This is a genomic window from Winogradskyella schleiferi, from assembly GCF_013394655.1.
Classification (GTDB): domain Bacteria; phylum Bacteroidota; class Bacteroidia; order Flavobacteriales; family Flavobacteriaceae; genus Winogradskyella; species Winogradskyella schleiferi.
Map to the genome: position 1 here is coordinate 4,157,647 of NZ_CP053351.1, position 24,831 is coordinate 4,182,477.

The window sequence follows — 24,831 nt, forward strand, 5'->3', positions numbered from 1 at the left end:
TAGAAACTTAGTTTACGGCTGCCTTCTTTTGCTTTAAGCTAAATTGATACTTCATCTCTAAAGAAAATAGAGTGTTTATCACTGGCGATGCTACAAATTCCCTAACCTCTGCGTTCAATAAGTTGGTAAAACTAACTCCCATTGAAAATTGATCAGTCACGTTATAACCTGCATTTGCATCTACCGTAAAACCACCTAATTGTCCGTAATTCCATGTTCTTCCTATTTGTGCATTTTCAACAATTTCATTAACGCCATCGCCATCTAAATCTTGTGTTTCCGCAGCTACATTGATACCAGAGAAGAAATCATACTTTTGAACATACCTTCCGTAAATAGCGCCATAAAATTTTCCTTTATTATAGTGAAATCCAACACTCATCTTATGGTTTGGTGTATTAATTGGTAATTCGCTTTCTAAAACCTGCCCATCTAAATTTCCATCATTGGCAAGGTCATCTTTATCTAAATCACGTCCGAAATATGAATAGTTAACAGAGGTTCTGAAACTATCTGAGAAATAATAATTCAATCCGATATCAACACCATAAGTATCAACGTGACCAAAGTTTAAATAGGTTAATATAAAAGCGCCTGTACTTCCCTCTACCACATCTCCAATTGGTTGATCACCAACTTGCGTTACAAAATTTCCGTTAGCTGCATCTGCAATGTTGCGTAATGGACTGATAAAGTTATCAGACTGATTGTAATACCCATTAACATCCACAAATAATTTATCAGTTAATTGGCCTTTGTAACCAATCTCGTAAGAATTAATGGTTTCTACATCTAATTTTTGAATTTTGGTGCCATCTGTTAAGGTAAACCCTTCGCCATTACCTAATACTAACCCACCAAATAAATTCCCTTTAAGGTTTAAAATTGAAGGTACCGCAATTCCTTTACCATAAGTAATTCTAAATGTGCCGTTGTTAACTTTCTTTGTAATAGCCGCTTTTGGGATAAAATTAGAACCGTATAATTCGTGATTATCAAGTCGTCCTCCAAATAAAAATCCCCATCCAGAGTCGTCTAACTTGTATTCTAATTGTGTGTAGATTCCGGTTTGACCTATATCAATACCATCTTTATCTAAAAGATAAGTACCTTTAGAATCCGCCATATCCAATTGGTATTGTGCACCTACAGTTACATAGAGTTTATTCCAATTATTATTGTACTGCGCCTCTGCATTAAAACGTTGTGAGTCATCCTTAAAAACCGCGCCACGTGGCAAGGCAATTCCGTCGCCTTGATTAGGACCCGTTTGAAGCCATTGTTCCGTAAACGAACGTTCACGCGCTACAGCTTCAGAAAACCCATTGTCTATAAACGACACGTAGTTTTGTGTTCTTTGGTTGATAGCATAAGTGTCTTCTGTTTTACTCCACGTATAGTAAGCGTTAGCAAAAAAGTGCTTGGACACAAACTTTAACTGTGCTACGTCAATACTCCAATCTTTAATTTGGTTCCGACCAGCATTTGTAATTCCGATATTACTATTCAAACTATGACCATAATAACCAATAATCTCAGAGCTTTTAGTTGGTTTATAGAATAAAGAAGCACCATATTTTTGGGATTTGAAATCACGGTCCAAATCCAATTCCTTAAAGGCTCTATCTCCCACGTAAACACTATCTGTATAGTTGAATTCTTTACCTTCAGAATGTTCTAAATGAAACTTATAAGCAAATTTCTCGTTTATCGCTTCAGCATGTCTCAATCGCGTAGTAAATACACTTTGGTTACCAACACCTAAAGCTAAAGTTGTACCTTCAGATTGTCTTGGATTTTTAGTAATGGTACTTACCAAACCATTGTGTGCGTTGGGACCGTAAAGTGTTCCGTTTGGCCCTAATAGGATTTCAACACGTGCTATATCATCTTTTGTAACGGTTGAAAACGAACCCATTGGTAAACCTGTGGCAATCAATGTGGATAATCTATCGTCAGTAACCTGTAGGTTTTTTGCGTTAAAAGCCGAGTTAAAGCCTCTGATGTTAATGCCTGTTCCTAAAACACCACTTCTTACAAAGTCAACACCTTTTTGTCTTGCTGCCAATTCGCCAATATTAAAACTTGGAAATTCTGAAATATCCTTAGACGTTATTACATTGACTGTTGCTGGTACATCTGTAAGTTTTTGAGGTTGTTTGTTTGCGGTAATGACCACTTCATTTAAAAGACTATCAGATTCATTTAGAGATGTATTTAGCGTTGATGCGTTGTCAGCAGTTACCGTAACATTTTGAGTTGTGGTAGCAAAACCTACGTAAGAAATAGCCACATCATAAGTGCCTGCCGCCACATTATCGAGCTTAAATTTTCCGTCGTAATCGGTTACCGTTCCTTTGTCCAAAGCCTTAATATAAACGGTTGCTCCAGATAAAGGTGCGCCATTGGCTTCCGTTATTGTTCCCGATATACTACCACTATCTTGCGCAGCCATAGTAAACGTACTAATGAGGGTTAGTAATAAAAGTAGTTTTTTCATAATATAGACAATTGATTAAGTTAGATTATTTATTAGTTTGTAGGGCAATCTATCATGAAATTGAAAATAAAGGCCATCAAAAGCATAAGCTTTTATGTGTGACTTATTATTTTTAAATGCGAAATATAAACGATTAATCGTTCGGAAACGTCATTTTTACTAGGCCTAATTAGATGTGTGACTTTAGCTCCAAAAAAGCTTCAGGTAAGTTGTTTGAAAGTGTATCAATGACTTTAATCATCAATTGTTTTTGGTTTTTTGTAGGTTGAATCGCTTTAAGTGGTGCTTTGATTTCATCCAAAAGACGACTCGAATTAATGTGACCTTCCATATAGCTCGACAATGAAATGCTCCAGGACACATTAGGCACATAATTATTCTGTTTTTGGCGTTCGCTTTCTTTTTCGATGAGGTTGAATTTTGAAGCCAACTTTAAAACGTCCTCATATTTTTCGAGGACAATCAACACATTGATATAAGAAGTAAAAAAATGGTGCCAACGATGGTTTAAGACTTCGTTTTTATAGGTTTTCAAAAAAGTTCTGGCCGTTGATTCTGCAAGTTTGTGCTTATTAAGCTCGGATAACACACGCACTCGATAAGAACAGTAGCCTATTTTTTGATGATAGTTATGGGTTTCTTTATATAAATCATGGTGCTGTTCCAATAACGAAAAAGCACTTTCGGGCTTGTTGTTTCGCAATAATATAGCCACCAAATTATTGAGATACATTAGCGCATCGTTATTGTTTTGCCGTATGGAAAGATAGCCGTAAAATTCAGCTTCCTCAAACTCATCTTGTTTGGAATGCAGCAAAACACGACTCGCATAATAATTGGACAAAATACGTTTAGAGTACATTTCGCCTTGGTTAAAGCAACAATCAATTTGGTCGAAAATGACTTTTAATTTATCGTTCTCATTGTAATTGGTGTACATAAAAGCAAGTAAAATAAAAGCCTGATACCTGTTTTTTCCGTCTATGTTTTTGTCATTAAAAACGTCGAGCAACCATGTCTCTAAATGTTTGGTTTCGTTATCATTACGCGTGTATTGATTAGTAATTTCACCTGTAGCAGCGTATAATTTATCTTTCACAATTATAGCTTGGTCATAATTGGTTTTGTAGGTTTTTATAAAATCGGCTACGGTTTGGTGGTCTTTATAGCGCATTCTAACCAAGAGGTAAGACTTATATTCTTTAGCAAGTTCGTATAAATTCTGAAAATTATATTCAATAGTGCGATAGGAAGAAATATAATGTAGAAACTCTTTTTCCTCATTTGACGCGATGGCATCCGTGAGTATTTTTTTGTTCAAGGCCATTATCCATTCAATGTTCGCATCGACATCTATGCTCGTCAGTTTTTTTTCAATCCAATTTTTTATATAGGAATATTTTCGTTTGTTAATCGTGGCATCAAAATCCACAGGATTGTTTTGAGACAAGGCATTGATAATTACCAGCGCAATGATATGACGCTTTTCTATGTCTGTAAACTGATAACTGTTTTCCAGATATTTAGCTTCATTGGGTAAAATGGTTTTGCTAAATTCCGTGAACTTTTTAAGCTTCGTTTTCATTCCGCATTGACGAATTGCTCAATGAGCCTGTTGACTTCCGCTGGCTTTTCATATTGTACAAAATGACCAGCATCTTTTACGTAGTTAAGCTTAACGGATTTAATATGTTCTGCTGCAACGTTTCCTATATCTTCAATACTCAATTTAGGGTTAAAAAAACGGTTTGGGATCAATTGGTCCTTATCACCAAATAAAACCAAGGTCGGTTGTGAGATGGTTGCTAAATCCTTAAAAACAGGGTCGTCCAACATACCAGAAATACTCTTGACAATCGCCTCACAATGCGCTTCAAAATCCGAAGCTTCTTTAATTTTCGTACGATCATCAATCATTTTTGAAACCGACTCCGGAACGGTATGAAAATTAAGCGCATAATTTTTCTCTATTTGCTCATCTGTGGTATTCTTAACCATTTCTGGTGTAAAATAAGCTTTCATCATCTTGGCATTGGCTTCTGTAAATTGCTCCAAGCCAGCTGGTGCGACCAAGATTAATTTTTCAATTTCCTTTGGATAGGTTGTTGCAAATTTTATACTTGCTTGTCCTCCCATGGAATGACCAATGAGAATGATATTTTTTAGTGCTAGCTTTTCTATGAATTGGTGTAAAACTTTAGCGAAATATGAAGGTGTATAATCAGCTTCAGGTTTAGACGATTTTCCGTAGCCAGGTAAATCCAAGGCAATGCAAGTGTATTCGGCTTTTAAAGTGGCCATATTTTTAGACCAAGCATCAGAATTACTGCTTAAACCGTGCACAAACAACAATGTTTTTTCGCCAGTGCCTGCTTTAATATAGCTAATTTCCAAGCTATCCAAAGTGGTGCTATACGTCTGAAATTTATAATCTGAAAGTAATTCTTTCATTGGTTTTTTAGTGTTTTGCGAAAGTAAAGTGGTGTTAAAAAGTACAATTATCAGTACTATTCCGAATCGTTTCATTCTTGGGATTTTATGGCGTTAAAATATTTATTGAGTTTTTTTCGCGATACTTTTCCTAAACTGGTAATCGGAATTTCGTCGAGAATAAAAATGTATTTTGGATGTTTAAAAGCCACCAAAGTTGTTTTTAATTCTTCACGGATTTCTGTTACTGAAAGGTTCTTGTTTGCTGAGGTTACAAAGGCTATGCCACATTCGCCCCATTTTTCGTCCTTCACACTTAAAACAACAGCTTTTTTTATGGCTTTTATCTGTTCCAGTTGAGTTTCAATTTCCTGTGGATAGATATTTTCTCCACCCGAAATGTACATGTCGTTTTTTCGGCCTTTCATGTATAAAAAGCCTTCATCGTCACTATAGGCAAAATCGCCTGTAAACAACCAGCCTTTCTTGATTTTGTTGCTGGTTTCAACCGAATTGTTCCAATAACCTGGTGTGACGATATCACCTTTTATACAAAGTTCTCCAACCTCGTTTGGTTTAACGCTTTCACCATCTTTATTCACGATTTTTATATCTAAATAAAAGTTGGGTTTACCAATGGAATTTGGTTTTAGCTCAGCCATTTTATGATGTAATGAGGTGATGCTTGGTCCAGCTTCAGTCAATCCATAACCTGGTCTTATGTAAATATTCTTCTCGTTTTTCCAAAAACTCACGAGTTCCGAAGGTACTTTTTCACCTCCAGAAATGATATAGCGTAACTTTTTAAGGTTAACGTCTTTAAAAACAGGTGTTTTTTGCATCATTAACAGCATGGTTGGCAATGCCATGAACAAGGTGGTTTTATTGAGTTCTAAAAGACATAATATTTTTTCGGCATCGAATTTTTCGAGCATGCCAATATGTGCGCCTTTGTGCAATAATGGTGTTACAAAAACATTCCAACCAGAGGTGTGGTAAGGTGGTAAGGTGTTTACGGTGGAATCCCTAAAGGTAATGCCGAGTTGCATGGATGTATTCAAGCTATTCCAAAACAACATTTTATTGGTGTAAACCACACCTTTTGGTGTGCCTGTGGTGCCAGAGGTATAGAAAATAAATAGCGGATTATCTTCTTTAATCTGAAAGGTTTTTGCATTATTACTTTGCGAATTTTGATAATAATCAGCCAATATTTCAAAAGATGTAACTTTTAAATTCTGAATTGGTAGTTGTTCGGCTTTAGCTTTGTGGTTGTTATTATAGATGAATAAGCTTGGCGTACAATCGATAACGAGTTTTGAAATTTCGTTGATGGATTGCCGATAATTTAAAGGCACCATAACCAATCCCATGCGTTGACATGCCACAAAAAGTGTCATGAATTCTAAACCATGGTCTGCTAAAACTGCAATGCGGTCGCCTTCTTCGAGATTGAGTGACGTAAATTTTTCGATTAACCGATTGGCATAGACATGCAAGTCGCTATACGTATAACTTTTGTTGGCGTCATACGAGGTTAACGCAATTTTATTGGGCGTGTAATCTGCCCATTTAGCTGTCCAATCTAGTCTGTCCAATTCCTACTTTTTTTGAATCTATTTTATAAATAATGTAACCTACAATTAACGATGTTATAATTCCGATGGCTGCCGAAACGCCTGGATTGTTTACGGGTTCTTGCATGTAAGGTGTCAATCTGCCGTAATAAATCCCGAAGTGAACTACGATGGCGGTAATACTCGCAATAAAAACCGACCGTATTGACACCTGGTTTAAAAAAGTACCAAACAATACAGGCACAAAGGCAGCAGCAAAATAGGCATAAACACCATTTTGGGCAAAAATGGCCACGCTAACGTCTGGGTTTTTTATCTGTTCCCAACTTAGTATAAAGCTCACGATTCCCAACACAATAATGACCATTTTATTGATGGTTATGGTCTTTTCGGTAAATTTATCTTTGAATAATGGGTTTATGATATCTGAGGTAATCGTAATGGATAAGGACTGTATTAAACTTTCTAAAGTGGATAATCCTGCGGAAATCAACCCAACAACAATGACCAGACCAACACCAACGGAAAATTTAGTGACAACGTAGGTTGGAATAATTTCATCCATTCTTAATTTTTCGCCATTAACCATAAAGTCTGGAAAACTGATTCGAGCATACAAGCCTACAACAACCACTAAAAAGAACACAATCATAAAGGCAATGCCACTGAAAAGATAAGTGTTTATTTTACTGGAATCTTTTAAAAGTAGGGATTTTGTAATAATGTGTGGCTGACAAACAATGGCCACACCAATTACGATTTGCGTAACAATAATTTCAAAATAATCCCGAAACAGGAAACTTTCTGGGTTTGTGGGATTTGTCAGATTTGGGTCAATGGTATTAAGTTTTTCAAAAAATCCAGTAATGCCATCTGCAAAATATTCCGAACCAGAACCAATTAATATCAGTGCCACAATGCACATTATGATGGCTTGAATCGTATTGGTGTACACCATGGAATTGGCACCACCAAACATCATATAGCCAAATACGAAAGCGGTAATTCCCATAAGGACGTAAAATGGGTCTGCATTAAGGGATTTTGAAATCACTTGCGTCAATCCAACATTGATCAGTACAATAAACGTGATGAGTAAAAGCGCAATAATCCCAAAGAAAAAGGCATACTTTTTACTTTGATAGCGTTTACCAATCCATTGCGCCATAGTCGTAGCTTTTACAGCATTTCCTTGTTTTACAAATCCTTTAGTAAAAACAATTAGCGAAATAAACGCCGCAATGGGTAACACAACTGCAAATGAAATGACACCAGAAATTCCGTAAAGCGCAATAAACCCTGGATTGATAATAAAAGTAGCGGCACTCGTCATGGAAGCCGCCAAGGACAAACCAACCACCCAAGACGGAAAGCCAATATTGCCAACGGCATAATCGTTGATACTCGTGTTTTTACGAGCACCTCGTATGACGAAAAATAGGATGACCGTAGCGTAAACCGCTAATAAAATCCACATATAAGTGACCAACTTGTCTGATGCTATCATTTTGAATATTGTCTTTAAAAACAAATAACAAACTTTAAATAATTTTAGGACTTTTTATTTTTGTTTCTAAAGGTGTGACTATTTAAAATTCATATCACATAAAACGTAATTGATCAAATATATGTATATAAATATTAGGTGTGACTTTTATTCAATGATAAAATTTAGATTTGAAGGTCGGTTCAATCTTTTTCAAGGGCATTAGGAAAAATAGTAAGAAATCAATGTGTTCTTATTTTGTTTTTTAGCACAATATTTTGCTGAAATTTTCTTTCAAAATTCATTCATTCGTTTAAGACTTATAGATCGAAAAGCGCAACGGCAAAAAAATCATTTTTAGTGGTTTAAAAGGATTTTAATTATCTTGTAAGAACTAAAATTTAGACCATGCGCAAAAAATGTCCAGAATGTGGCGATGTCATCATTGGTAGAATTGATAAAAAATACTGTAGTGATGGCTGCAGAAATGCGCAAAATAACCGTTTGAATAAAGATTCCAAAAACCTGGTCAGAAATACCAATAACCGATTAAGAAAAAATTACAGAATACTAGAAGCACTCAATCCGAACAAAAAGATGAAATGTTCTCGAGCCAAACTCATAGAAAAAGGCTTCGATTTTAATTATTTTACAAGCATCTACACCACAAAAGCGGGAACCGTTTACTATTTTGTTTACGACCAAGGTTATTTACCGCTCGAAGGCGAATACTATGCTTTGGTAAAACGCGATGACTAAGAACCGCCCTTAGTGGTACTGTTCCAATTCTCCCCTTTAAGTTCCAGAGCAGCTATCAGAATATCTTTTTGGCTAATTTGCCCAACCAATTTTCCGTTTTCAACAATTGGGAAACGTCGTCTTTTGGACTGTAAAAACTTGTTGGCAGCATCAAAAACATCCAAGTTACCGTCAATAGTCTCTACGTTTATGGCCATACGTTTTTCAACATTGTCGTGCTCCAAAGGCATATTATAATAGCGACTTTCACTTAATTGTTTTAGGCAATCGCCTTCAGAAATAATGCCAACTAGTTCCTGCTTATCATTAACCACAGGACCACCGGAAATTTTATGCTTTATCAAAGCTTCCACAACCTCTTGGACTGACTGATCAGGCCTAAATGTTATAAGATTAGTGGTCATATAATCTCTCACTTTAAGTTGAGAAGAACCTGTCGTATTTTGCTGCCTTCGCGCTCCTTGAAAACTTTTAATTGCCATAACGATTAATTTTAGATTAGTGTGAATATTAAAGTTACTGAAAATTAATGATTTAAAAAAATCGAAAAAGAAAAGGATTTATAAATTGTATTTTTGTCGTTAATATCTATACGTTTATCTTGAAAACACAAATTAGCGTCATCGGTTGTGGTTGGTTAGGTTTACCATTGGCAAAAACTTTAGTAGTAAACGGATTTTTGGTGTATGGTTCTACAACTTCAAAAGCCAAATTTGTAGCGCTGAAAAGACATCAAATAAAGCCATTTTTAATCACTTTAAATGCGTCCGAAATTAAAGGAAATTGCGCTGAATTCTTAACAGGAAGTGATACGGTAATCATTAACATTCCTCCTGGATTACGGAAAAATCCAACTAAAAACCATGTTGCTGAAATAGCACATTTAATGAATGCTATTGAAGCATCCGCTGTTAAACATGTATTGTATATAAGTTCTACTTCGGTTTTTGAAAATGAAGCCAATTTTCCTGTTATTACAGATGAAACAAAGCCAAATGCGACCTCGAGCACAGCAAAACAACTTATTGAAATTGAAAATAGGCTTCAAACAAATTCCAATTTTGAAACCACGATTTTACGTTTTGGTGGTTTGATTGATAAAGAACGTCATCCTGCAAAATTTTTATCAGGAAGAGATCATATTTCAAATCCAGATGCTCCAATAAATCTAATTCATAAAACAGATTGTATCGATATCATTTTAGCCATTCTCGAACAAGACCTTTGGAACAGGACCTTAAATGCTGCATACCCAAAACATATCAGGAAAGAAAGTTACTATTCAAACTATTGTAAACAAGAAAATCTACCGCTCCCAAATTATAATTTTTCTGAAGAAAGTTTAGGGAAAATCATCGATAGTTCTAAATTGGTACAACTTTTGAATTACACTTTTAAAGTAGAACCATAGAATTTATTAGTTTTTTAAGACCTATTCATATAAAATTTTATAGTTTTAGCCCATTAATTTATAAAAAATAAACCCTTAAAGTCATAGAAATGAAGACGATTACCATTGCAATACTTATGCTTTTTTCAGCAAGCATCTTTGCCCAAACGAATACAGAATTAAAGCAACACTATGAAGCCTTTTACAAACAAATGAAGCTACAAGGTGATGTTCAAGGCATTATTAATGCCATGACACATCTCGATGTGTTAGAGCCTTCCGTTGCGCGCAAAGATACGCTAGCATACATCTACCTTTCCGAAGGGCAGCACATGCAAGCCTTAAACACTATAGGCGTAGAAAAAAACCCTACCGATTCTGATATGAATGTTGAAGTAAAAGCTTTGGCGTTAAAAAATCTGAACCAACCCAAAATGGCTTTAGAACATTTTGAAGAGCTTTTCAAGCGTAAACCTAATGTGTTTTTAGCTTACGAAATGGCAGATATGAAGCTTCAAACCAAAGATTTAGTAGGTGCAAAATTGAATATTGATTATGCATTGACCAACGTAACGGATGATATGAAACGTGCGTTTTACGAAAGACAGCAACCTTATGAAACCTCTATGAAAGCGGCTTTATTGTATCTGAAAGGCTTATTGAAATTTACAGAAAATAAAGAAGCTAATATGGATGCCGCCTTAAAATTAATGAATGATGCTTTGGCTATTGATCCAAATTTCAATTTGGCAAAAGTAAGTCGAGAAGCTTTAGAAGCTCAAAAAGCACAACGCGCCCAAAAAGCCGCTGCCGAGAAGAAGAATTAATCGAATTACAGAATTACTTATATAAAATGCAGCTCCTTTAGGGCTGCATTTTTTTTAAACTATTAATGTCTGAATAAAATAATTTATTCTAGTTTAAAGTATTGACTTTTAGTTGGTTTTTGGTGTTTTTAAAATAAAGTGTCTTCCGTTTTTATAAATCCTGAAAAATAAAAATGCAACAATGATTTTCATTCTGTTTCTCAGTTAGTTAGAATTTCGTCTATGTTCTTGATTCTAACAGCGAAGCGGTCTTTTCTCTTATATAAACTCTATTCAGGTTGAATTTTATCGTACATATCCCGCTCGAGCTTTTTATTAATCTGATAATTGAGATTCGAAAACGCGACGAAAAGTTCTTTTATACTTACTAATTTATCATCCCTATCAATATTATCTATGGTCAAATGTTCGTTCAACTTTAAAAGGGCAGTTTCAATAACGGCATTGCGCGAGATTATAGGGTTCGTTCTTAACTCATCTGGCAATTGCGCTATAAATTTGTCAATAAACTCCTTCAACATTTTTTTCTCTCCATTAAAAAACGAAAAATCAGCGCGCTTCAAATAACTAATCTGTGTAGCTAATTCTTGGTATTTTTCCCAAGTGACAACCGCTTTTTCGCCTTCAAGACTTAGTGCATAATCATTATAGTTTATACTTTCTATGGTTTTCGCTGAAATACGCGCATTTTGTTCAGTGGTTTCTGCCGTTTCTGATTCACTAGCATTGCTGTTATCATTACCACAGCTGAATAGGACGAAGCAGCAAAAGCATAAAACGACATATATAATCTTCATAGTTTTTTAGTTTGAATGGTAAAGATACTTAAACTATCCTTTTCCATTATTTAGTATTTTTACTTTTAAAATTAAGATGAAAACTTCGCAATAAAACAGTCTTATTTTTAAAATTTTTATTATTCATAAGTATTTATTCTTATTACTTTTGTGAATTATTTAATTAGAGTATATGTCTTCAAAAATATTAATCATCGGTGCCTGTGGGCAAATAGGAACAGAACTCACCATCAAATTACGTGAAATCCATGGTGTGGATAACGTTATTGCAAGTGATATCAATACTAGAAATTTAGATTTAGTAAATGCTGGTCCTTTCGTGATTTTAGATGCCAAAAATTTTAATGCTATTAAAGATTGCTGTAACAACCATAACATCGATACAGTTTATCTTATGGCAGCATTGTTGAGTGCAACTGGCGAAAAATATCCAATGGAAGCTTGGGATTTAAACATGAATTCATTGTTTCATGTGCTCAACTTGGCTAAATCCAAACAAATACAAAAAGTGTTCTGGCCAAGCAGTATTGCTGTATTTGGCCCAACAACACCAAGAGAACAAACACCTCAACATACCATTTGCGAACCCACAACCGTTTACGGAATTACCAAACAAGTAGGCGAACGTTGGTGCGAATATTACCATGAAAAATATGGTGTGGACGTCAGAAGCATACGTTATCCAGGAATTATTAGCCATAAGGCTATGCCAGGAGGTGGCACAACCGATTATGCTGTGGAAATTTATCATGAAGCTATAAAAGAAGGCAAATACGAGAGTTTTTTATCTGAAAACACCAATTTGCCAATGATGTTCATGGATGATGCCATTAAAGCCACGACGGAAATCATGGCTGCAAATTCCGAAAATTTAAGTATTAGATCATCATATAATCTATCTGCAATTAGTTTTTCTCCAAAGGAAATTGCCGAAAGTATTAAGGCCGTAATGCCAAACTTTAAAATAACCTATACACCAGATTTTAGACAAGCCATTGCTGATAGTTGGCCTTCGTCCATTGACGATAGTGTGGCACGAAAAGACTGGAATTGGTCGCACGATTTTAATCTGGATACGATGACAAAAGTGATGCTGAGGGAATTGGCTAAAACCTATAATTCCTGAAAACAACTAGATCATGTTATATTTAAAATATGACATTTTAACTAAATTTACTTATTAGGACTAATAATTTTAGCAATTGGAATAAGCTATTCAATTGTTTCATAATAAATTGGGTTTATACTTAAAACATAAAACCCATGGAAAACTTAAATGATTTATTTGAAAAAGAGCTGAAAAACCTATATGCTTTAGAAAAGCAAATGCAAGATACTTTCGAGACCCTAGAATCACCAAAACCAAAAGGTTTGAAAGCCTGTGTTGAGAAACTAAAAAAACGGAACACTTCAGATTTAAACACCGTACAGGAAATTGCAAATAACTTATCCATAAATCCCGGCAACACGGTAGATAGCGTAGCCCAAGAAATGTTGGATAATATTTCGGAAATCTCCTCTATGGAAGAGATTCCAAACAAAGTTAAAAATGCAGGTTTGGTAGCTTCATTGTACCGTTTGGTCAGCTATAAAACCGTAAATTATTACAATGTTAGACGAATGGCAAAAGCCATGAATATGAAGCGGGAAGCAAGACAGCTCAGACCTATTAAAGTAAAAAATGCGGATATTGAGCACCAACTGAAAGTTTTAGCAAGAAAAAAAGTGTTTAAAAAGGCTGCTAAGTCATAAAGCACAATCATTAGTTCTTCCGGGAACAAGTATGAATTTCATCAGAAGAATTAAATCTCCTTTTTCTTAAATTTGCTTATGAAACATTCATTTTGTATTCGCATATTTTTATGATGTTTCTTGAATTCGTGTACTGAAAAAAAATATGCTGAATCCAAAAGAAAATCCACACCTTAAATACCTTAACCGAAAAGATCATGGTTACGTTTTACTCACGCTTACCAAAAAACAAGCACTTGCAGAATATAAAGTGGTGCCTACAAATAAGAAACGTGTTTCCGGTGTGGCTATCGCCATTAGTTTTATTATAAAGTCTGGTACTACCAAACTTAATAATTAATAATTGGACAGCCTTTTAGAGCGCTTAAAGAAGACAGACAATCAATAAATAATTTTAATATGCACGATAAATATCTAAAAATAGCGATCTGTGAGGCAAAAAAAAGCATTAGATGAAGGAGGTATTCCCATAGGGAGTGTTCTTGTTCACAATGGAAAAATATTAGGTCAAGGTCATAATAAAAGAGTTCAAAATGGTAGTGTTTTGCTACATGGCGAAATGGATGCTTTAGAAAATGCAGGCAGACAACCAGCATCTGTTTATAAGGAGTCTGTAATCTATACCACGCTTTCGCCTTGCCCAATGTGTTCTGGTGCTATTCTTCTCTATGGTATTCCAAAAGTAGTTGCTGGTGAAAATAAGACGTTTTTGGGAGCAGAAGATCATCTAAGAGCCAATGGCGTTGAAGTCATTGTTTTAAATAATGAAGAATGCATTAGTATCATGACAACATTTATAGAAAACAGCCCACAACTTTGGAATGAGGATATTGGAATTTAGTTAACTCAAACACAATATAGCCACTACTTTCGTAATGGCTTTGTTTGACTCGGCTTCTTAGGCTCGACTAATCCCGAAAGCTTTCGGGACTCAGTTTAACAGTCAGATGCCCTAACCTTTTTTTACTGTTGGTATCACTCATTATATTTCTCCAGCAGTTTGGCTGTAATCTCAGGATGCTTTAAAAGATTCTCAATATAGGTTTTGCTTTTCATTCTTTTAATATGGGCCTCAATTGCTTTCCCTTGTGTCTTACTCGTACAATCAATTTTATAATAGAGTTGCCAATCTTTGGCGTTGTGAGTAAATTTTCGTGATTCTGAATTTTCGTGAAATACTAATCGAACTTCCAAATCAGAACTATACCCAACATAATATCGTGATAGTTTTTCTGAATATAGAATGTAACAGCAATGGTTCATGATTTATAAATATAACACAAAAAAGCCACTACTTTCGTAATGGCTTTGTTTGCTCCTCTTCTTAGGCTCGAACTAATCCCGAAAGCTTTCGGGACTCAGTTTAACAGTCAGATGCTCTAACCTTTTTTTACTGTTGGTATCACTCATTATATTTCTCCAGCAGTTTGGCTGTAATCTCAGGATGCTTTAAAAGATTCTCAATATAGGTTTTGCTTTTCATTCTTTTAATATGGGCCTCAATTGCTTTCCCTTGTGTCTTACTCGTACAATCAATTTTATAATAGAGTTGCCAATCTTTGGCGTTGTGAGTAAATTTTCGTGATTCTGAATTTTCGTGAAATACTAATCGAACTTCCAAATCAGAACTATACCCAACATAATATCGTGATAGTTTTTCTGAATATAGAATGTAACAGCAATGGTTCATGATTTATAAATATAATACAAAAAAGCCACTACTTTCGTAATGGCTTTGTTTGCTCCTCTTCTTAGGCTCGAACTAATCCCGAAAGCTTTCGGGACTCAGTTTAACAGTCAGATGCTCTAACCTTTTTTTACTGTTGGTATCACTCATTATATTTCTCTAGCAGTTTGGCTGTAATCTCAGGATGCTTTAAAAGATTCTCAATATAGGTTTTGCTTTTCATTCTTTTAATATGGGCCTCAATTGCTTTCCCTTGTGTCTTACTCGTACAATCAATTTTATAATAGAGTTGCCAATCTTTGGCGTTGTGAGTAAATTTTCGTGATTCTGAATTTTCGTGAAATACTAATCGAACTTCCAAATCAGAACTATACCCAACATAATATCGTGATAGTTTTTCTGAATATAGAATGTAACAGCAATGGTTCATGATTTATAAATATAACACAAAAAAGCCACTACTTTCGTAATGGCTTTGTTTGCTCCTCTTCTTAGGCTCGAACTAATCCCGAAAGCTTTCGGGACTCAGTTTAACAGTCAGATGCTCTAACCTTTTTTTACTGTTGGTATCACTCATTATATTTCTCCAGCAGTTTGGCTGTAATCTCAGGATGCTTTAAAAGATTCTCAATATAGGTTTTGCTTTTCATTCTTTTAATATGGGCCTCAATTGCTTTCCCTTGTGTCTTACTCGTACAATCAATTTTATAATAGAGTTGCCAATCTTTGGCGTTGTGAGTAAATTTTCGTGATTCTGAATTTTCGTGAAATACTAATCGAACTTCCAAATCAGAACTATACCCAACATAATATCGTGATAGTTTTTCTGAATATAGAATGTAACAGCAATGGTTCATGATTTATAAATATAATACAAAAAAGCCACTACTTTCGTAATGGCTTTGTTTGCTCCTCTTCTTAGGCTCGAACTAATCCCGAAAGCTTTCGGGACTCAGTTTAACAGTCAGATGCTCTAACCTTTTTTTACTGTTGGTATCACTCATTATATTTCTCTAGCAGTTTGGCTGTAATCTCAGGATGCTTTAAAAGATTCTCAATATAGGTTTTGCTTTTCATTCTTTTAATATGGGCCTCAATTGCTTTCCCTTGTGTCTTACTCGTACAATCAATTTTATAATAGAGTTGCCAATCTTTGGCGTTGTGAGTAAATTTTCGTGATTCTGAATTTTCGTGAAATACTAATCGAACTTCCAAATCAGAACTATACCCAACATAATATCGTGATAGTTTTTCTGAATATAGAATGTAACAGCAATGGTTCATGATTTATAAATATAACACAAAAAAGCCACTACTTTCGTAATGGCTTTGTTTGCTCCTCTTCTTAGGCTCGAACTAATCCCGAAAGCTTTCGGGACTCAGTTTAACAGTCAGATGCTCTAACCTTTTTTTACTGTTGGTATCACTCATTATATTTCTCCAGCAGTTTGGCTGTAATCTCAGGATGCTTTAAAAGATTCTCAATATAGGTTTTGCTTTTCATTCTTTTAATATGGGCCTCAATTGCTTTCCCTTGTGTCTTACTCGTACAATCAATTTTATAATAGAGTTGCCAATCTTTGGCGTTGTGAGTAAATTTTCGTGATTCTGAATTTTCGTGAAATACTAATCGAACTTCCAAATCAGAACTATACCCAACATAATATCGTGATAGTTTTTCTGAATATAGAATGTAACAGCAATGGTTCATGATTTATAAATATAATACAAAAAAGCCACTACTTTCGTAATGGCTTTGTTTGCTCCTCTTCTTAGGCTCGAACTAAGGACCCTCTGATTAACAGTCAGATGCTCTAACCAACTGAGCTAAAGAGGAAGGTTATTTTTCGCGTTAGCGGATGCAAATATAAATCATTTTTTCTATTACCACAAAATGAAATATTATTTTTTTTGTTAAAAATTTTAATTCGTAACGGCTTTAAAAACGTCATTACCATTAGCAAACAATACTAAAGCGATTAATATAAAGAAACCAACGATTTGTGCACGCTCTAAAAACTTTTCACTTGGTTTACGACCAGATATCATCTCATACAATAAAAACATGACGTGCCCACCGTCTAACGCAGGTATTGGCAACAAATTAAGGATGGCTAACATAATAGATAAAAATGCTGTTAATCCCCAAAAATAAGGCCAACTCCATACTGGCGAAAATTGATCGTAAATAGCCTTAAAGCCTCCTAAGCCTTTATAAGCTCCTGTGCTAGGACTAAAAATGGCTTTTAGCTGATCAAAATAATTGGTAATTGTTTTCGTGAATTTACGGCCTCCAGCTGCAAAGCTTTCTCCAAAAGAATATTCCTTTCTAAAAATATCGTAATAGCCTAATTCTTCAAATCGAGAAGGATTGTTATAAGGTAATATTCCAAATTTACCTTCGGAATTTAAGTTTAATTCTTTATTCACTATTGAATTGTCTTCTCTCAAAACCTCAACAGATACTGTAGTATCTTCTAAACCTTGTGTAACCGAATCAAGCTGATCGAAATATTTTAATTCTTTACCATTAATACTTTGAATAATATCTCCTTGTTTTAAACCCTTCTTGGCATTTGAAGATGTGTCTGCCACTTCTCCGACCATAAAAGGAATACGATATTCAAAATTACGTTTGCTTTTACTAGATGAAAATTGTCCTAGAAAATCTTCAGGCAAATCAATGACCTTCTTTTCACCTTCTCTATTAATTGTTATAGTTTCTGCACTGATAAGATTAAAACCAATATCAGAATCATTTACAACTGGTATATCGTTTACAGCTAAAACCTTATCTCCTGTTTTAAAACCAAAATCTAGCAACGCAGGATTATCAATCCAATATCCATCCTTTAAACTGTCAACCTTAACATCAGAATCGCCATAAGCAAAAGAAACAGCTACATAAATTACATATGCCAAAATAAAGTTAACTGTGACGCCACCAAGCATAATAATCAATCTTTGCCAAGCAGGTTTAGAACGAAATTCCCATGGTTGTGGTGGCTGTGCCATTTGTTCCTTGTCCATGCTTTCATCAATCATTCCAGCAATTTTCACATAACCTCCAAGTGGTAACCATCCTATGCCATACACCGTATCGCCTATTTTCTTCTTAAAAAGTGAAAATTTCACATCAAAAAAGAGGTAAAATTTTTCAACTTTAGTTTTAAATAGTTTGGCTGGTATAAAATGTCCTAGCTCGTGCAAGACAATAAGCAAGGATAAACTGAGTAAGAATTGGGATATTTTTATTATAAATTCCATGTCATTTTTTCAAATTTCGATTTGCAAAAGTACGGTTTTTATCTCAAACGAATTCTAAAATAAATGCCAATATATTGAAAACGGTTTTACGTTAATTTTTTATAATCCGTTTATTAATTATCCCGTCTTCGGTTTGAAATTTTATAAACAACAAGCCTGAAGACAAAGCCTTTAAATCGATCTGAGGTGTCCAACTAGACAGCAGTAACAATTGACCCAAACTATTATAAACCTTTATATTTTCAATAGTTACAAGTTCGGGTTTTTCAATGTTAATTACAGATGATGTTGGATTAGGATATATACTAATGTCATCATTAAAAACAAACTCAGAATTACTTAGTATTACTGAATTGTCTTTTGAAATTAAATGGTAATCTGGATCAAACAATACCTCTTGAGCCGTAAAATTTACGGTTTCAAAAAATTGTTCATTATTCACTGTATGGTCTAAATTCACATCCAATGTTTCGCCCAAGGTTCCCACAATTCTAATGGGCACACCGGCTTCAAAAAACGAAACGGACGGATGACTTTGGGTTTGCGAAACCACAAGTTGCAATTGATTTCCATTTTGATTCCAATTAACAGCGTAACTCGGATAACCTTCATTATAGATCCAATCATCAAAAAATTCATCTAAGTTTTCACCTGTAGATAATTCCATAACATTGTTAAAATCTTGTGTTTTGGCATAATCGAAAGCTAACTCAGGTGTTGCCAAATAATCTTGTAAACCTTGGTAAAAATCGGTATCTCCAAGTTTTTTTCTTAGCATATGTAAAACCATAGCCCCTTTATTATAACTCAAACGACCACTAAAAATTCGGTTCACACTTGTGGTATCTTGATCCGAAAGATATACGGCACCACTTGGTTGCGATGTAATATTGTTAACACGTTGTTGCCTCCAAGTCTTAAAACTGTTTTCTCCATCCAAATCTTCAATAACCAATCCGGATAAATAAGTTGCAAAGCCTTCGTTTAACCAAATATCTTTCCAACTGCCACAGGTTACTTTATTACCAAACCATTGATGGGCAAGTTCGTGTGCAATTAAATTTCTATTGAAAGAACCCATAAAAGAAACGGTAGTATGTTCCATACCACCTCCCCAACCAAATTGGGCATGACCATATTTTTCGTCTGAAAAAGGATATTCTTCAAATAAATCTGTAAAAATATTCATAATGTCCACAGTAACACCTGTACTAGCTTGAGCACTTGTTAAATCTTCAGGATAAACATAATTCACAATATCAAACGGTGTTCCGTTATTAGGAACTTCATGAGAATACACCTCATAGTTTGTGACTGCAATAGCAATTAGATAAGCAGGTATGGGATGACCATGTTTGAAATGCGTAATTTTATCAGAACCGTCAACTGTTTGACTCATTTCCAAACCATTTGAAACTGCCACGTAAGTTTCATTTGTAGGATTAAATACTGGTGTTTTAAGATACACATCTATAGAATCAATTTTATCAACTAAATCTTGTTTACAAGGCCACCAACCTTTAGCACCATAAGGTTCGGACAGCGTCCAAATTATGGGATCGCCATTATGGGTGGTTTGCTCAAAGGATCCAAAACCGGAACTCACAGGATTACCAGAATAACTGACTGTTAAAGAATCTAAAACGCCTTGTGCTTGGGCCATAGGTAAAGTGACCACCAGTTCATCATCTGAATTTTGAGTAAAACTTAAGCTATTTCCACGTTGCAAAACTTGAGAAACTGTCATGTTATCAGCCAGGTCAAAAGTAATGTCTGTCATGGCTTCTTTAGCTTCAAAATAGGTTGTGACATCTCCAGAAATTTGCGCAAAAGATGGATTTACATTTAATTCCAAACGATGATATTTAACATCATAATTACCCGTATTCTGATTTTGACTATTCATCATTTGTCGCAAAGCTGTGGTAGCTTCAGAAGCTCGGATAGCGTTTAATGTTTCATTATAATCTTGAGCATTTATTTGTAGCGTTATAAGTAATATTACAGAAGTAATAGTTCGTTTCATAGCGGTCATTTTAATGTTAAAAATAAGGCTTTTATTGAGATTCAGTCGTATTTTTGCCGCTCAACTTTCATTTACACCTACATAATGTCATTTCTTTCATTTTTTAAAGGCTATAAAAACTTCGGGATTTTTTTCTCTGTTCTTTCTATTATCATCTTGGCCATAATTTATAATGTGCTAAACGTGAAACAACCACTTCCTATTTATCAACCCGCTATGGTAAGCGAAGAGTTGGTAGATAGCACTATTCAACACCAATTAAAATACCATAAAATCGCAGATTTCAGTTTAACCAATCAGAATGGTAAAACCATAACACAAGATACTTATAAAGATAAAATCTATGTGGCAGATTTCTTTTTCACCACCTGCCAAACAATTTGTCCGATCATGACCGACAATATGTTTCAGATACAAAAGGAAATTATTAGTGATGATGATGTGATGTTATTGTCACATTCCGTAACTCCAAAAATTGATAGTGTCCAGCAATTAAAAAAATATGCCAAAGAAAAAGGGGTTATTGATAGGAAATGGAATTTAGTAACAGGCGATAAAAAACAAATCTATGAACTCGCTAGAAAAAGTTATTTGGCCGTAAAAACAGATGGTAATGGCGATGCGTACGACATGATTCATACCGAAAACTTCATGCTCATTGACAAAAAACGTCAAATCAGAGGATTTTATGATGGAACAAAACCAGAAGATATTGAGCGTATTTTAGAAGATATTGAAACCTTAAAATACTTCGGTGGCTCTTAGAAAAACTTAAAGTACTCAAATATTCATTGTGTAGTTTTTTACACTAATAAATTTCTCTTACTTTTGCTTCTTTAAAATTAATCTAAATAAGGATAAGGTTGACATTAGCAGACTTAAAACGTGGACAAAAATGCATTATTACTGATGTGTCTTCTATTCATATTCCGTTGAAACTTCTCGAAATGGGCTGTTTACCTGGTAATTCTGTACAGCTGGTACAGGTTGCGCCATTTGCAGATCCCATGTACCTCAACATCAACGGAACACATTTGGCGATTAGGAAAGAAACTGCTATTCACATTATAATCGAAACGGTACATGAGTAAGCAGATCAACGTTGCTTTAATCGGAAATCCCAACACAGGGAAAACTTCGGTATTCAATGCACTGACGGGTTTAAATCAAAAGGTTGGAAACTATCCTGGCATTACCGTTGAAAAAAAAGAAGGCATTTGTAAACTTCCACGAGGTGTTAAAGCTCATATCATTGATTTACCTGGAACCTACAGTTTAAATGCCTCCTCTTTAGATGAAAATGTAGTTATTGAATTGCTTCTCAATAAGAATGATAAGGACTATCCTGACGTGGCCGTTGTGGTAAGTGACGTTGAAAACTTGAAGCGAAATCTTTTATTATTCACACAAATTAAAGATTTACAAATTCCAACCATATTGGTAATTAACATGTCTGATAGAATGGCTTACAAAGGCATTTCATTGGATATCGATTACCTGGAAAAACAGCTCGAAACTAAAATTGCCTTAATTAGTACTAGAAAAAACAGTGGTATCAATGAACTTAAAGAACTGATCACCCATTACAAAGAGCTTTCTACCAAACCCTGTATGGACGCCTCGTCTATAGATGAAGCTTATTTTAATAACCTTAGAAAAGCATTTCCCAATCAATTATTATACAAACTTTGGTTGGTCATTACACAAGATGTTAATTTCGGAAAAACGGACCGAACTGCATTTGATAAAGTTGAAGATTTCAAAACCAAATCCAAAGGCGATTTAAAACGGCTTCAACAAAAAGAAACCATAAAGCGTTACCAGTTTATTAACCAAACCCTTACCAAAGGGCAAACCATTGATCTTAATACCGCAAAAGATTTACGTATAAAATTAGATAGAATTCTAACCCATAAAGTTTGGGGCTATCTCATTTTTGGGGTTATTTTATTAACCATTTTTCAAGCTATTTACGATTGGTCCAGTATTCCAATGGATTTTATTGATGGTGCTTTTGCATCTTTAAGTGAATGGACCAAAAATACATTACCAGAAGGTGCATTTACAAATTTGCTCGCTGAAGGTATCATTTCCGGACTTGGTGGTATTGTTATTTTTATTCCACAGATTGCGTTCTTATTTCTATTTATTTCAATTTTGGAAGAAAGTGGCTATATGAGTCGTGTGGTCTTTTTAATGGACCGAATTATGCGACGCTTTGGATTGAGTGGGAAAAGTGTGGTACCATTAATTTCAGGAACAGCCTGTGCGATACCTGCAATTATGGCGACTCGTAATATTGAAAGCTGGAAAGAACGCTTAATTACAATTTTAGTAACGCCTTTCACCACTTGTTCTGCTCGATTACCCGTTTATCTTATTATTATCGCATTGGTAATTCCCGAAGGACGAATTTTAGGACTGAGTTACCAAGCCTTAACCTTAATGCTATTATATCTCATTGGCTTTGGCGCAGCCGTTGGATCCGCTTGGATTTTAAATAAAATATTAAAAATAAAAAGTAAGACCTTTTTTGTAGTAGAAATGCCCAACTACAAATTACCGATGTTCAAAAATGTGGCATTGACCGTACTGGAAAAAACAAAATCATTCGTATTTGGTGCTGGTAAAATAATTTTAGCGATATCGATTGTGCTGTGGTTTTTGGCATCTTATGGACCAGGCGATAAATTTAATAATGCCGAAAGTATTGTTACAGAACAATACGAATCGGAAAACTTAAGTGATGACGAATTGGAACAAGAAATAGCATCTCACAAATTAGAACATTCCTTTATTGGTATTGCTGGTCATGCTATTGAACCCGCTATTAGACCATTAGGTTACGATTGGAAAATTGGAATCGCCATAGTAAGTTCTTTCGCAGCTCGTGAAGTGTTTGTCGGTACTTTGGCAACTATTTATAGTGTTGGAAGTGATGAAGAAGAAACCATTAAAAATAGAATGGCTGGAGAAGTCAACCCCATTCTTGGCGGACCATTATTTAATTTTGCTTCTGGTATTTCATTATTATTGTTTTATGCTTTTGCCATGCAATGTATGAGTACGCTGGCCATCGTTAAACGTGAAACTAATTCTTGGAAATGGCCCATCTACCAATTAGTAATAATGAGTGCTTTTGCGTATATTGTAGCATTAGTGGCTTTTCAAGTCTTAAAATAAAGCTCGCAGATTTTAAAATCTAGTAGGTCTGTACAGTAAAAAAATTATGAATCTGATTATTCAAAACATATTAGTTTTTTCAGCATTGGCTCTTGCCTTGCTATTCTTAATACGTAAGTTTATTTGGTCACCTAAGAAAAAATCTTCAAAAGCTTGTGGAGGAGACGATGGCTGTGGATGTCATTAATTGTCATCTTAATAGCGTATTTTTTCGACTATAAGTCTAACCCACAGACCTTCACAAAAAACTTAATATTGGTTTAATTCTATGTATAGGGTTTATAATTTCAGTTATTGTCTTTATTTCGATTTTTAACTTAACTATTATTCATGGCATACTATTCTTAGGTATTGAAATGATTATTGTTTTTATTTTAAAAGATAGCATTCAAAAGAAAAGTTAAAATAATTCATTATTACTTTAAACTTTCTTCAAATAAATATTCTTAGCAACACTTTGTGATACCATAATTTTAGAATCTTCGAGTTTAATCTTTACGGAGTTATCGTATGGTTCCTTATGCATAATTGTAATTATTTTGCCAAGGCCAATATTATTGCTGTCCAAGTATTGTAAAAATGCTGACGAGCTATCGTCCACACCGACACATTGATATGCCACACCGATTTCGGCTTTAGCCAAACGTATTTTTTCGATGTGTTTGAAATTTCCATTTTTATCAGGAATAGGGTCACCATGAGGATCGTGAGAAGGAAATTCTAAAAAATCATCAAGTTGGTCGATTAATTTCTCCGACTTTATATGTTCTAACTGTTCGGCAACAACATGGACTTCATCCCATTGAAAATTCAATTTCTCAACTAAAAAGACTTCCCAAAGCCTATGCTTTCTTATAATATTTATAGCAATTTGCTTGCCATTTGGAGTTAAATTGACACCTTGATATTTTTTATAAACCGCATAGTTTTTTTCCGAAAGTTTTTTAATCATATCAGTAACTGAAGAGGCTTTAGTGCGCATTACTTCTGCTATGGCATTAGTATTTACCAATTCCTTACCATTATTTCCTAAATGATAAATGGCCTTTATATAATTCTCCTCAGTTAATGTAATCATGTCTCAAAATTGTTTTACAAATATAGGGAAAGTTATATTTTATCATTATATTTTTAGACTAGCCTAAATTTT

Annotated in this window: 27 protein-coding genes and 1 tRNA gene; 11 read left to right on the forward strand and 17 right to left on the reverse strand. The window is 34.6% G+C overall.

From position 1 onward, the window contains the following. Window positions 1-7: 7 nt before the first annotated feature. The 5 genes from HM990_RS17975 to HM990_RS17995 all read right to left on the reverse strand — a co-directional run bounded on the left by HM990_RS17975 (window position 8) and on the right by HM990_RS17995 (window position 8,014). The gene (locus HM990_RS17975) at window positions 8-2,500 is read right to left on the reverse strand and encodes a TonB-dependent receptor (protein ID WP_178991065.1); all 2,493 of its coding nucleotides are present in this window, start codon (window positions 2,498-2,500) and stop codon (window positions 8-10) included. Window positions 2,501-2,669: 169 nt separating this feature from the next. Beyond that, the gene (locus HM990_RS17980; RefSeq protein WP_178991066.1) at window positions 2,670-4,085 is read right to left on the reverse strand and encodes a hypothetical protein; all 1,416 of its coding nucleotides are present in this window, start codon (window positions 4,083-4,085) and stop codon (window positions 2,670-2,672) included. Beyond that, the gene (locus HM990_RS17985; protein ID WP_178991068.1) at window positions 4,082-5,026 is read right to left on the reverse strand and encodes an alpha/beta fold hydrolase; all 945 of its coding nucleotides are present in this window, start codon (window positions 5,024-5,026) and stop codon (window positions 4,082-4,084) included. The genes HM990_RS17980 and HM990_RS17985 overlap by 4 nt, the downstream gene beginning before the upstream one ends. Beyond that, window positions 5,023-6,528, reverse strand: coding sequence for a class I adenylate-forming enzyme family protein (locus HM990_RS17990; RefSeq protein ID WP_178991070.1), 1,506 nt, complete (start codon window positions 6,526-6,528; stop codon window positions 5,023-5,025). Before HM990_RS17990 ends, HM990_RS17985 begins: the two co-directional genes overlap by 4 nt. After that, entirely contained in the window at window positions 6,503-8,014 is a 1,512-nt protein-coding gene (locus HM990_RS17995; protein WP_178991072.1) for a sodium:solute symporter family transporter, read from the reverse strand. Before HM990_RS17995 ends, HM990_RS17990 begins: the two co-directional genes overlap by 26 nt. Window positions 8,015-8,401: 387 nt before the next feature. Between HM990_RS17995 and HM990_RS18000 the strand changes: the two genes are divergently transcribed. Then, complete coding sequence (locus tag HM990_RS18000; protein WP_178991074.1) at window positions 8,402-8,752, forward strand: hypothetical protein; 351 nt, start codon at window positions 8,402-8,404, stop codon at window positions 8,750-8,752. Here HM990_RS18000 and HM990_RS18005 read toward each other — a convergent pair. Further along, complete coding sequence (locus tag HM990_RS18005; RefSeq protein ID WP_178991076.1) at window positions 8,749-9,234, reverse strand: CBS domain-containing protein; 486 nt, start codon at window positions 9,232-9,234, stop codon at window positions 8,749-8,751. The two genes, HM990_RS18000 and HM990_RS18005, sit on opposite strands and share 4 nt — an antisense overlap. 119 nt (window positions 9,235-9,353) lie before the next feature. On the opposite strand from HM990_RS18005, the gene HM990_RS18010 reads away from it, so the two are divergent. Together HM990_RS18010 and HM990_RS18015 are read left to right on the forward strand one after the other, a co-directional pair. After that, window positions 9,354-10,163 carry an NAD(P)H-binding protein gene (locus HM990_RS18010; RefSeq protein WP_178991078.1) on the forward strand — a complete coding sequence of 270 codons (810 nt, stop codon included), beginning with the start codon at window positions 9,354-9,356 and terminating at the stop codon, window positions 10,161-10,163. A gap of 89 nt (window positions 10,164-10,252) precedes the next feature. Next, window positions 10,253-10,969 carry a hypothetical protein gene (locus HM990_RS18015; RefSeq protein WP_178991080.1) on the forward strand — a complete coding sequence of 239 codons (717 nt, stop codon included), beginning with the start codon at window positions 10,253-10,255 and terminating at the stop codon, window positions 10,967-10,969. Between the two features lie 269 nt (window positions 10,970-11,238). Here HM990_RS18015 and HM990_RS18020 read toward each other — a convergent pair whose 3' ends face one another. Continuing rightward, window positions 11,239-11,766 carry a hypothetical protein gene (locus HM990_RS18020; protein ID WP_178991082.1) on the reverse strand — a complete coding sequence of 176 codons (528 nt, stop codon included), beginning with the start codon at window positions 11,764-11,766 and terminating at the stop codon, window positions 11,239-11,241. A gap of 172 nt (window positions 11,767-11,938) precedes the next feature. Here HM990_RS18020 and HM990_RS18025 point away from each other — a divergent pair, with 172 nt between their 5' ends. From HM990_RS18025 to HM990_RS18040, 4 genes are all read left to right on the forward strand, one after another. After that, window positions 11,939-12,892 carry an NAD-dependent epimerase/dehydratase family protein gene (locus tag HM990_RS18025; RefSeq protein WP_178991084.1) on the forward strand — a complete coding sequence of 318 codons (954 nt, stop codon included), beginning with the start codon at window positions 11,939-11,941 and terminating at the stop codon, window positions 12,890-12,892. Window positions 12,893-13,029: 137 nt separating this feature from the next. Then, a complete protein-coding gene (locus HM990_RS18030) occupies window positions 13,030-13,518 on the forward strand; it encodes a DUF892 family protein (protein WP_178991086.1) in 489 nt (162 codons plus the stop codon). Between the two features lie 145 nt (window positions 13,519-13,663). Then, window positions 13,664-13,858: a hypothetical protein gene (locus HM990_RS18035; protein WP_178991087.1), complete on the forward strand. Its 195-nt coding sequence runs from the start codon at window positions 13,664-13,666 to the stop codon at window positions 13,856-13,858. A 90-nt stretch (window positions 13,859-13,948) separates the two neighbouring features. Next, window positions 13,949-14,359, forward strand: a complete 411-nt coding sequence (locus HM990_RS18040; protein WP_229719313.1) for a nucleoside deaminase — start codon at window positions 13,949-13,951, stop codon at window positions 14,357-14,359. A 134-nt stretch (window positions 14,360-14,493) separates the two neighbouring features. On the opposite strand, the gene HM990_RS18045 is transcribed toward HM990_RS18040, so the two are convergent. From HM990_RS18045 to HM990_RS18085, 9 genes are all read right to left on the reverse strand, one after another. Further along, a complete protein-coding gene (locus HM990_RS18045) occupies window positions 14,494-14,781 on the reverse strand; it encodes a GIY-YIG nuclease family protein (RefSeq protein WP_178991089.1) in 288 nt (95 codons plus the stop codon). Window positions 14,782-14,920: 139 nt separating this feature from the next. Next, the gene (locus HM990_RS18050) at window positions 14,921-15,208 is read right to left on the reverse strand and encodes a GIY-YIG nuclease family protein (protein WP_178991089.1); all 288 of its coding nucleotides are present in this window, start codon (window positions 15,206-15,208) and stop codon (window positions 14,921-14,923) included. A gap of 139 nt (window positions 15,209-15,347) precedes the next feature. Beyond that, window positions 15,348-15,635 (reverse strand): GIY-YIG nuclease family protein, encoded by a 288-nt coding sequence (locus HM990_RS18055; RefSeq protein WP_178991089.1) that lies wholly within the window; start codon window positions 15,633-15,635, stop codon window positions 15,348-15,350. Window positions 15,636-15,774: 139 nt separating this feature from the next. Further along, window positions 15,775-16,062 carry a GIY-YIG nuclease family protein gene (locus HM990_RS18060; RefSeq protein ID WP_178991089.1) on the reverse strand — a complete coding sequence of 96 codons (288 nt, stop codon included), beginning with the start codon at window positions 16,060-16,062 and terminating at the stop codon, window positions 15,775-15,777. Window positions 16,063-16,201: 139 nt separating this feature from the next. Continuing rightward, window positions 16,202-16,489, reverse strand: a complete 288-nt coding sequence (locus HM990_RS18065; RefSeq protein WP_178991089.1) for a GIY-YIG nuclease family protein — start codon at window positions 16,487-16,489, stop codon at window positions 16,202-16,204. Window positions 16,490-16,628: 139 nt separating this feature from the next. Continuing rightward, entirely contained in the window at window positions 16,629-16,916 is a 288-nt protein-coding gene (locus tag HM990_RS18070) for a GIY-YIG nuclease family protein (RefSeq protein ID WP_178991089.1), read from the reverse strand. Between the two features lie 52 nt (window positions 16,917-16,968). Next, window positions 16,969-17,042, reverse strand: a tRNA-Asn gene (locus HM990_RS18075). Window positions 17,043-17,128: 86 nt separating this feature from the next. After that, window positions 17,129-18,472, reverse strand: coding sequence for an RIP metalloprotease RseP (gene rseP, locus HM990_RS18080; RefSeq protein WP_178991091.1), 1,344 nt, complete (start codon window positions 18,470-18,472; stop codon window positions 17,129-17,131). A 91-nt stretch (window positions 18,473-18,563) separates the two neighbouring features. Next, window positions 18,564-20,498, reverse strand: a complete 1,935-nt coding sequence (locus HM990_RS18085; protein WP_178991093.1) for a M1 family aminopeptidase — start codon at window positions 20,496-20,498, stop codon at window positions 18,564-18,566. An 84-nt stretch (window positions 20,499-20,582) separates the two neighbouring features. Between HM990_RS18085 and HM990_RS18090 the strand changes: the two genes are divergently transcribed. From HM990_RS18090 to HM990_RS18105, 4 genes are all read left to right on the forward strand, one after another. Next, window positions 20,583-21,263: an SCO family protein gene (locus tag HM990_RS18090; protein ID WP_178991095.1), complete on the forward strand. Its 681-nt coding sequence runs from the start codon at window positions 20,583-20,585 to the stop codon at window positions 21,261-21,263. 92 nt (window positions 21,264-21,355) lie between these two features. Continuing rightward, the gene (locus HM990_RS18095) at window positions 21,356-21,589 is read left to right on the forward strand and encodes a FeoA family protein (RefSeq protein ID WP_178992086.1); all 234 of its coding nucleotides are present in this window, start codon (window positions 21,356-21,358) and stop codon (window positions 21,587-21,589) included. Next, entirely contained in the window at window positions 21,582-23,681 is a 2,100-nt protein-coding gene (gene feoB, locus HM990_RS18100) for a ferrous iron transport protein B (protein WP_178991098.1), read from the forward strand. The genes HM990_RS18095 and feoB overlap by 8 nt, the downstream gene beginning before the upstream one ends. Before the next feature lie 46 nt (window positions 23,682-23,727). After that, a complete protein-coding gene (locus tag HM990_RS18105; RefSeq protein ID WP_178991100.1) occupies window positions 23,728-23,868 on the forward strand; it encodes a FeoB-associated Cys-rich membrane protein in 141 nt (46 codons plus the stop codon). 234 nt (window positions 23,869-24,102) lie between these two features. On the opposite strand, the gene HM990_RS18110 is transcribed toward HM990_RS18105, so the two are convergent. After that, complete coding sequence (locus tag HM990_RS18110; RefSeq protein WP_178991102.1) at window positions 24,103-24,759, reverse strand: metal-dependent transcriptional regulator; 657 nt, start codon at window positions 24,757-24,759, stop codon at window positions 24,103-24,105. Between the last annotated feature and the right edge of the window lie 72 nt (window positions 24,760-24,831).

Bases quoted from the DNA above. Each gene is read 5' to 3' on its own strand.
- HM990_RS17975 (WP_178991065.1), bottom strand. From the start codon at position 2,500: ATGAAAAAACTACTTTTATTACTAACCCTCATTAGTACGTTTACTATG.
- HM990_RS17980 (WP_178991066.1), bottom strand. From the start codon at position 4,085: ATGAAAACGAAGCTTAAAAAGTTCACGGAATTTAGCAAAACCATTTTA.
- HM990_RS17985 (WP_178991068.1), bottom strand. From the start codon at position 5,026: ATGAAACGATTCGGAATAGTACTGATAATTGTACTTTTTAACACCACT.
- HM990_RS17995 (WP_178991072.1), bottom strand. From the start codon at position 8,014: ATGATAGCATCAGACAAGTTGGTCACTTATATGTGGATTTTATTAGCG.
- HM990_RS18000 (WP_178991074.1), top strand. From the start codon at position 8,402: ATGCGCAAAAAATGTCCAGAATGTGGCGATGTCATCATTGGTAGAATT.
- HM990_RS18005 (WP_178991076.1), bottom strand. From the start codon at position 9,234: ATGGCAATTAAAAGTTTTCAAGGAGCGCGAAGGCAGCAAAATACGACA.
- HM990_RS18015 (WP_178991080.1), top strand. From the start codon at position 10,253: ATGAAGACGATTACCATTGCAATACTTATGCTTTTTTCAGCAAGCATC.
- HM990_RS18020 (WP_178991082.1), bottom strand. From the start codon at position 11,766: ATGAAGATTATATATGTCGTTTTATGCTTTTGCTGCTTCGTCCTATTC.
- HM990_RS18025 (WP_178991084.1), top strand. From the start codon at position 11,939: ATGTCTTCAAAAATATTAATCATCGGTGCCTGTGGGCAAATAGGAACA.
- HM990_RS18030 (WP_178991086.1), top strand. From the start codon at position 13,030: ATGGAAAACTTAAATGATTTATTTGAAAAAGAGCTGAAAAACCTATAT.
- HM990_RS18035 (WP_178991087.1), top strand. From the start codon at position 13,664: ATGCTGAATCCAAAAGAAAATCCACACCTTAAATACCTTAACCGAAAA.
- HM990_RS18045 (WP_178991089.1), bottom strand. From the start codon at position 14,781: ATGAACCATTGCTGTTACATTCTATATTCAGAAAAACTATCACGATAT.
- HM990_RS18050 (WP_178991089.1), bottom strand. From the start codon at position 15,208: ATGAACCATTGCTGTTACATTCTATATTCAGAAAAACTATCACGATAT.
- HM990_RS18055 (WP_178991089.1), bottom strand. From the start codon at position 15,635: ATGAACCATTGCTGTTACATTCTATATTCAGAAAAACTATCACGATAT.
- HM990_RS18060 (WP_178991089.1), bottom strand. From the start codon at position 16,062: ATGAACCATTGCTGTTACATTCTATATTCAGAAAAACTATCACGATAT.
- HM990_RS18065 (WP_178991089.1), bottom strand. From the start codon at position 16,489: ATGAACCATTGCTGTTACATTCTATATTCAGAAAAACTATCACGATAT.
- HM990_RS18070 (WP_178991089.1), bottom strand. From the start codon at position 16,916: ATGAACCATTGCTGTTACATTCTATATTCAGAAAAACTATCACGATAT.
- rseP (WP_178991091.1), bottom strand. From the start codon at position 18,472: ATGGAATTTATAATAAAAATATCCCAATTCTTACTCAGTTTATCCTTG.
- HM990_RS18085 (WP_178991093.1), bottom strand. From the start codon at position 20,498: ATGAAACGAACTATTACTTCTGTAATATTACTTATAACGCTACAAATA.
- HM990_RS18090 (WP_178991095.1), top strand. From the start codon at position 20,583: ATGTCATTTCTTTCATTTTTTAAAGGCTATAAAAACTTCGGGATTTTT.
- feoB (WP_178991098.1), top strand. From the start codon at position 21,582: ATGAGTAAGCAGATCAACGTTGCTTTAATCGGAAATCCCAACACAGGG.
- HM990_RS18105 (WP_178991100.1), top strand. From the start codon at position 23,728: ATGAATCTGATTATTCAAAACATATTAGTTTTTTCAGCATTGGCTCTT.
- HM990_RS18110 (WP_178991102.1), bottom strand. From the start codon at position 24,759: ATGATTACATTAACTGAGGAGAATTATATAAAGGCCATTTATCATTTA.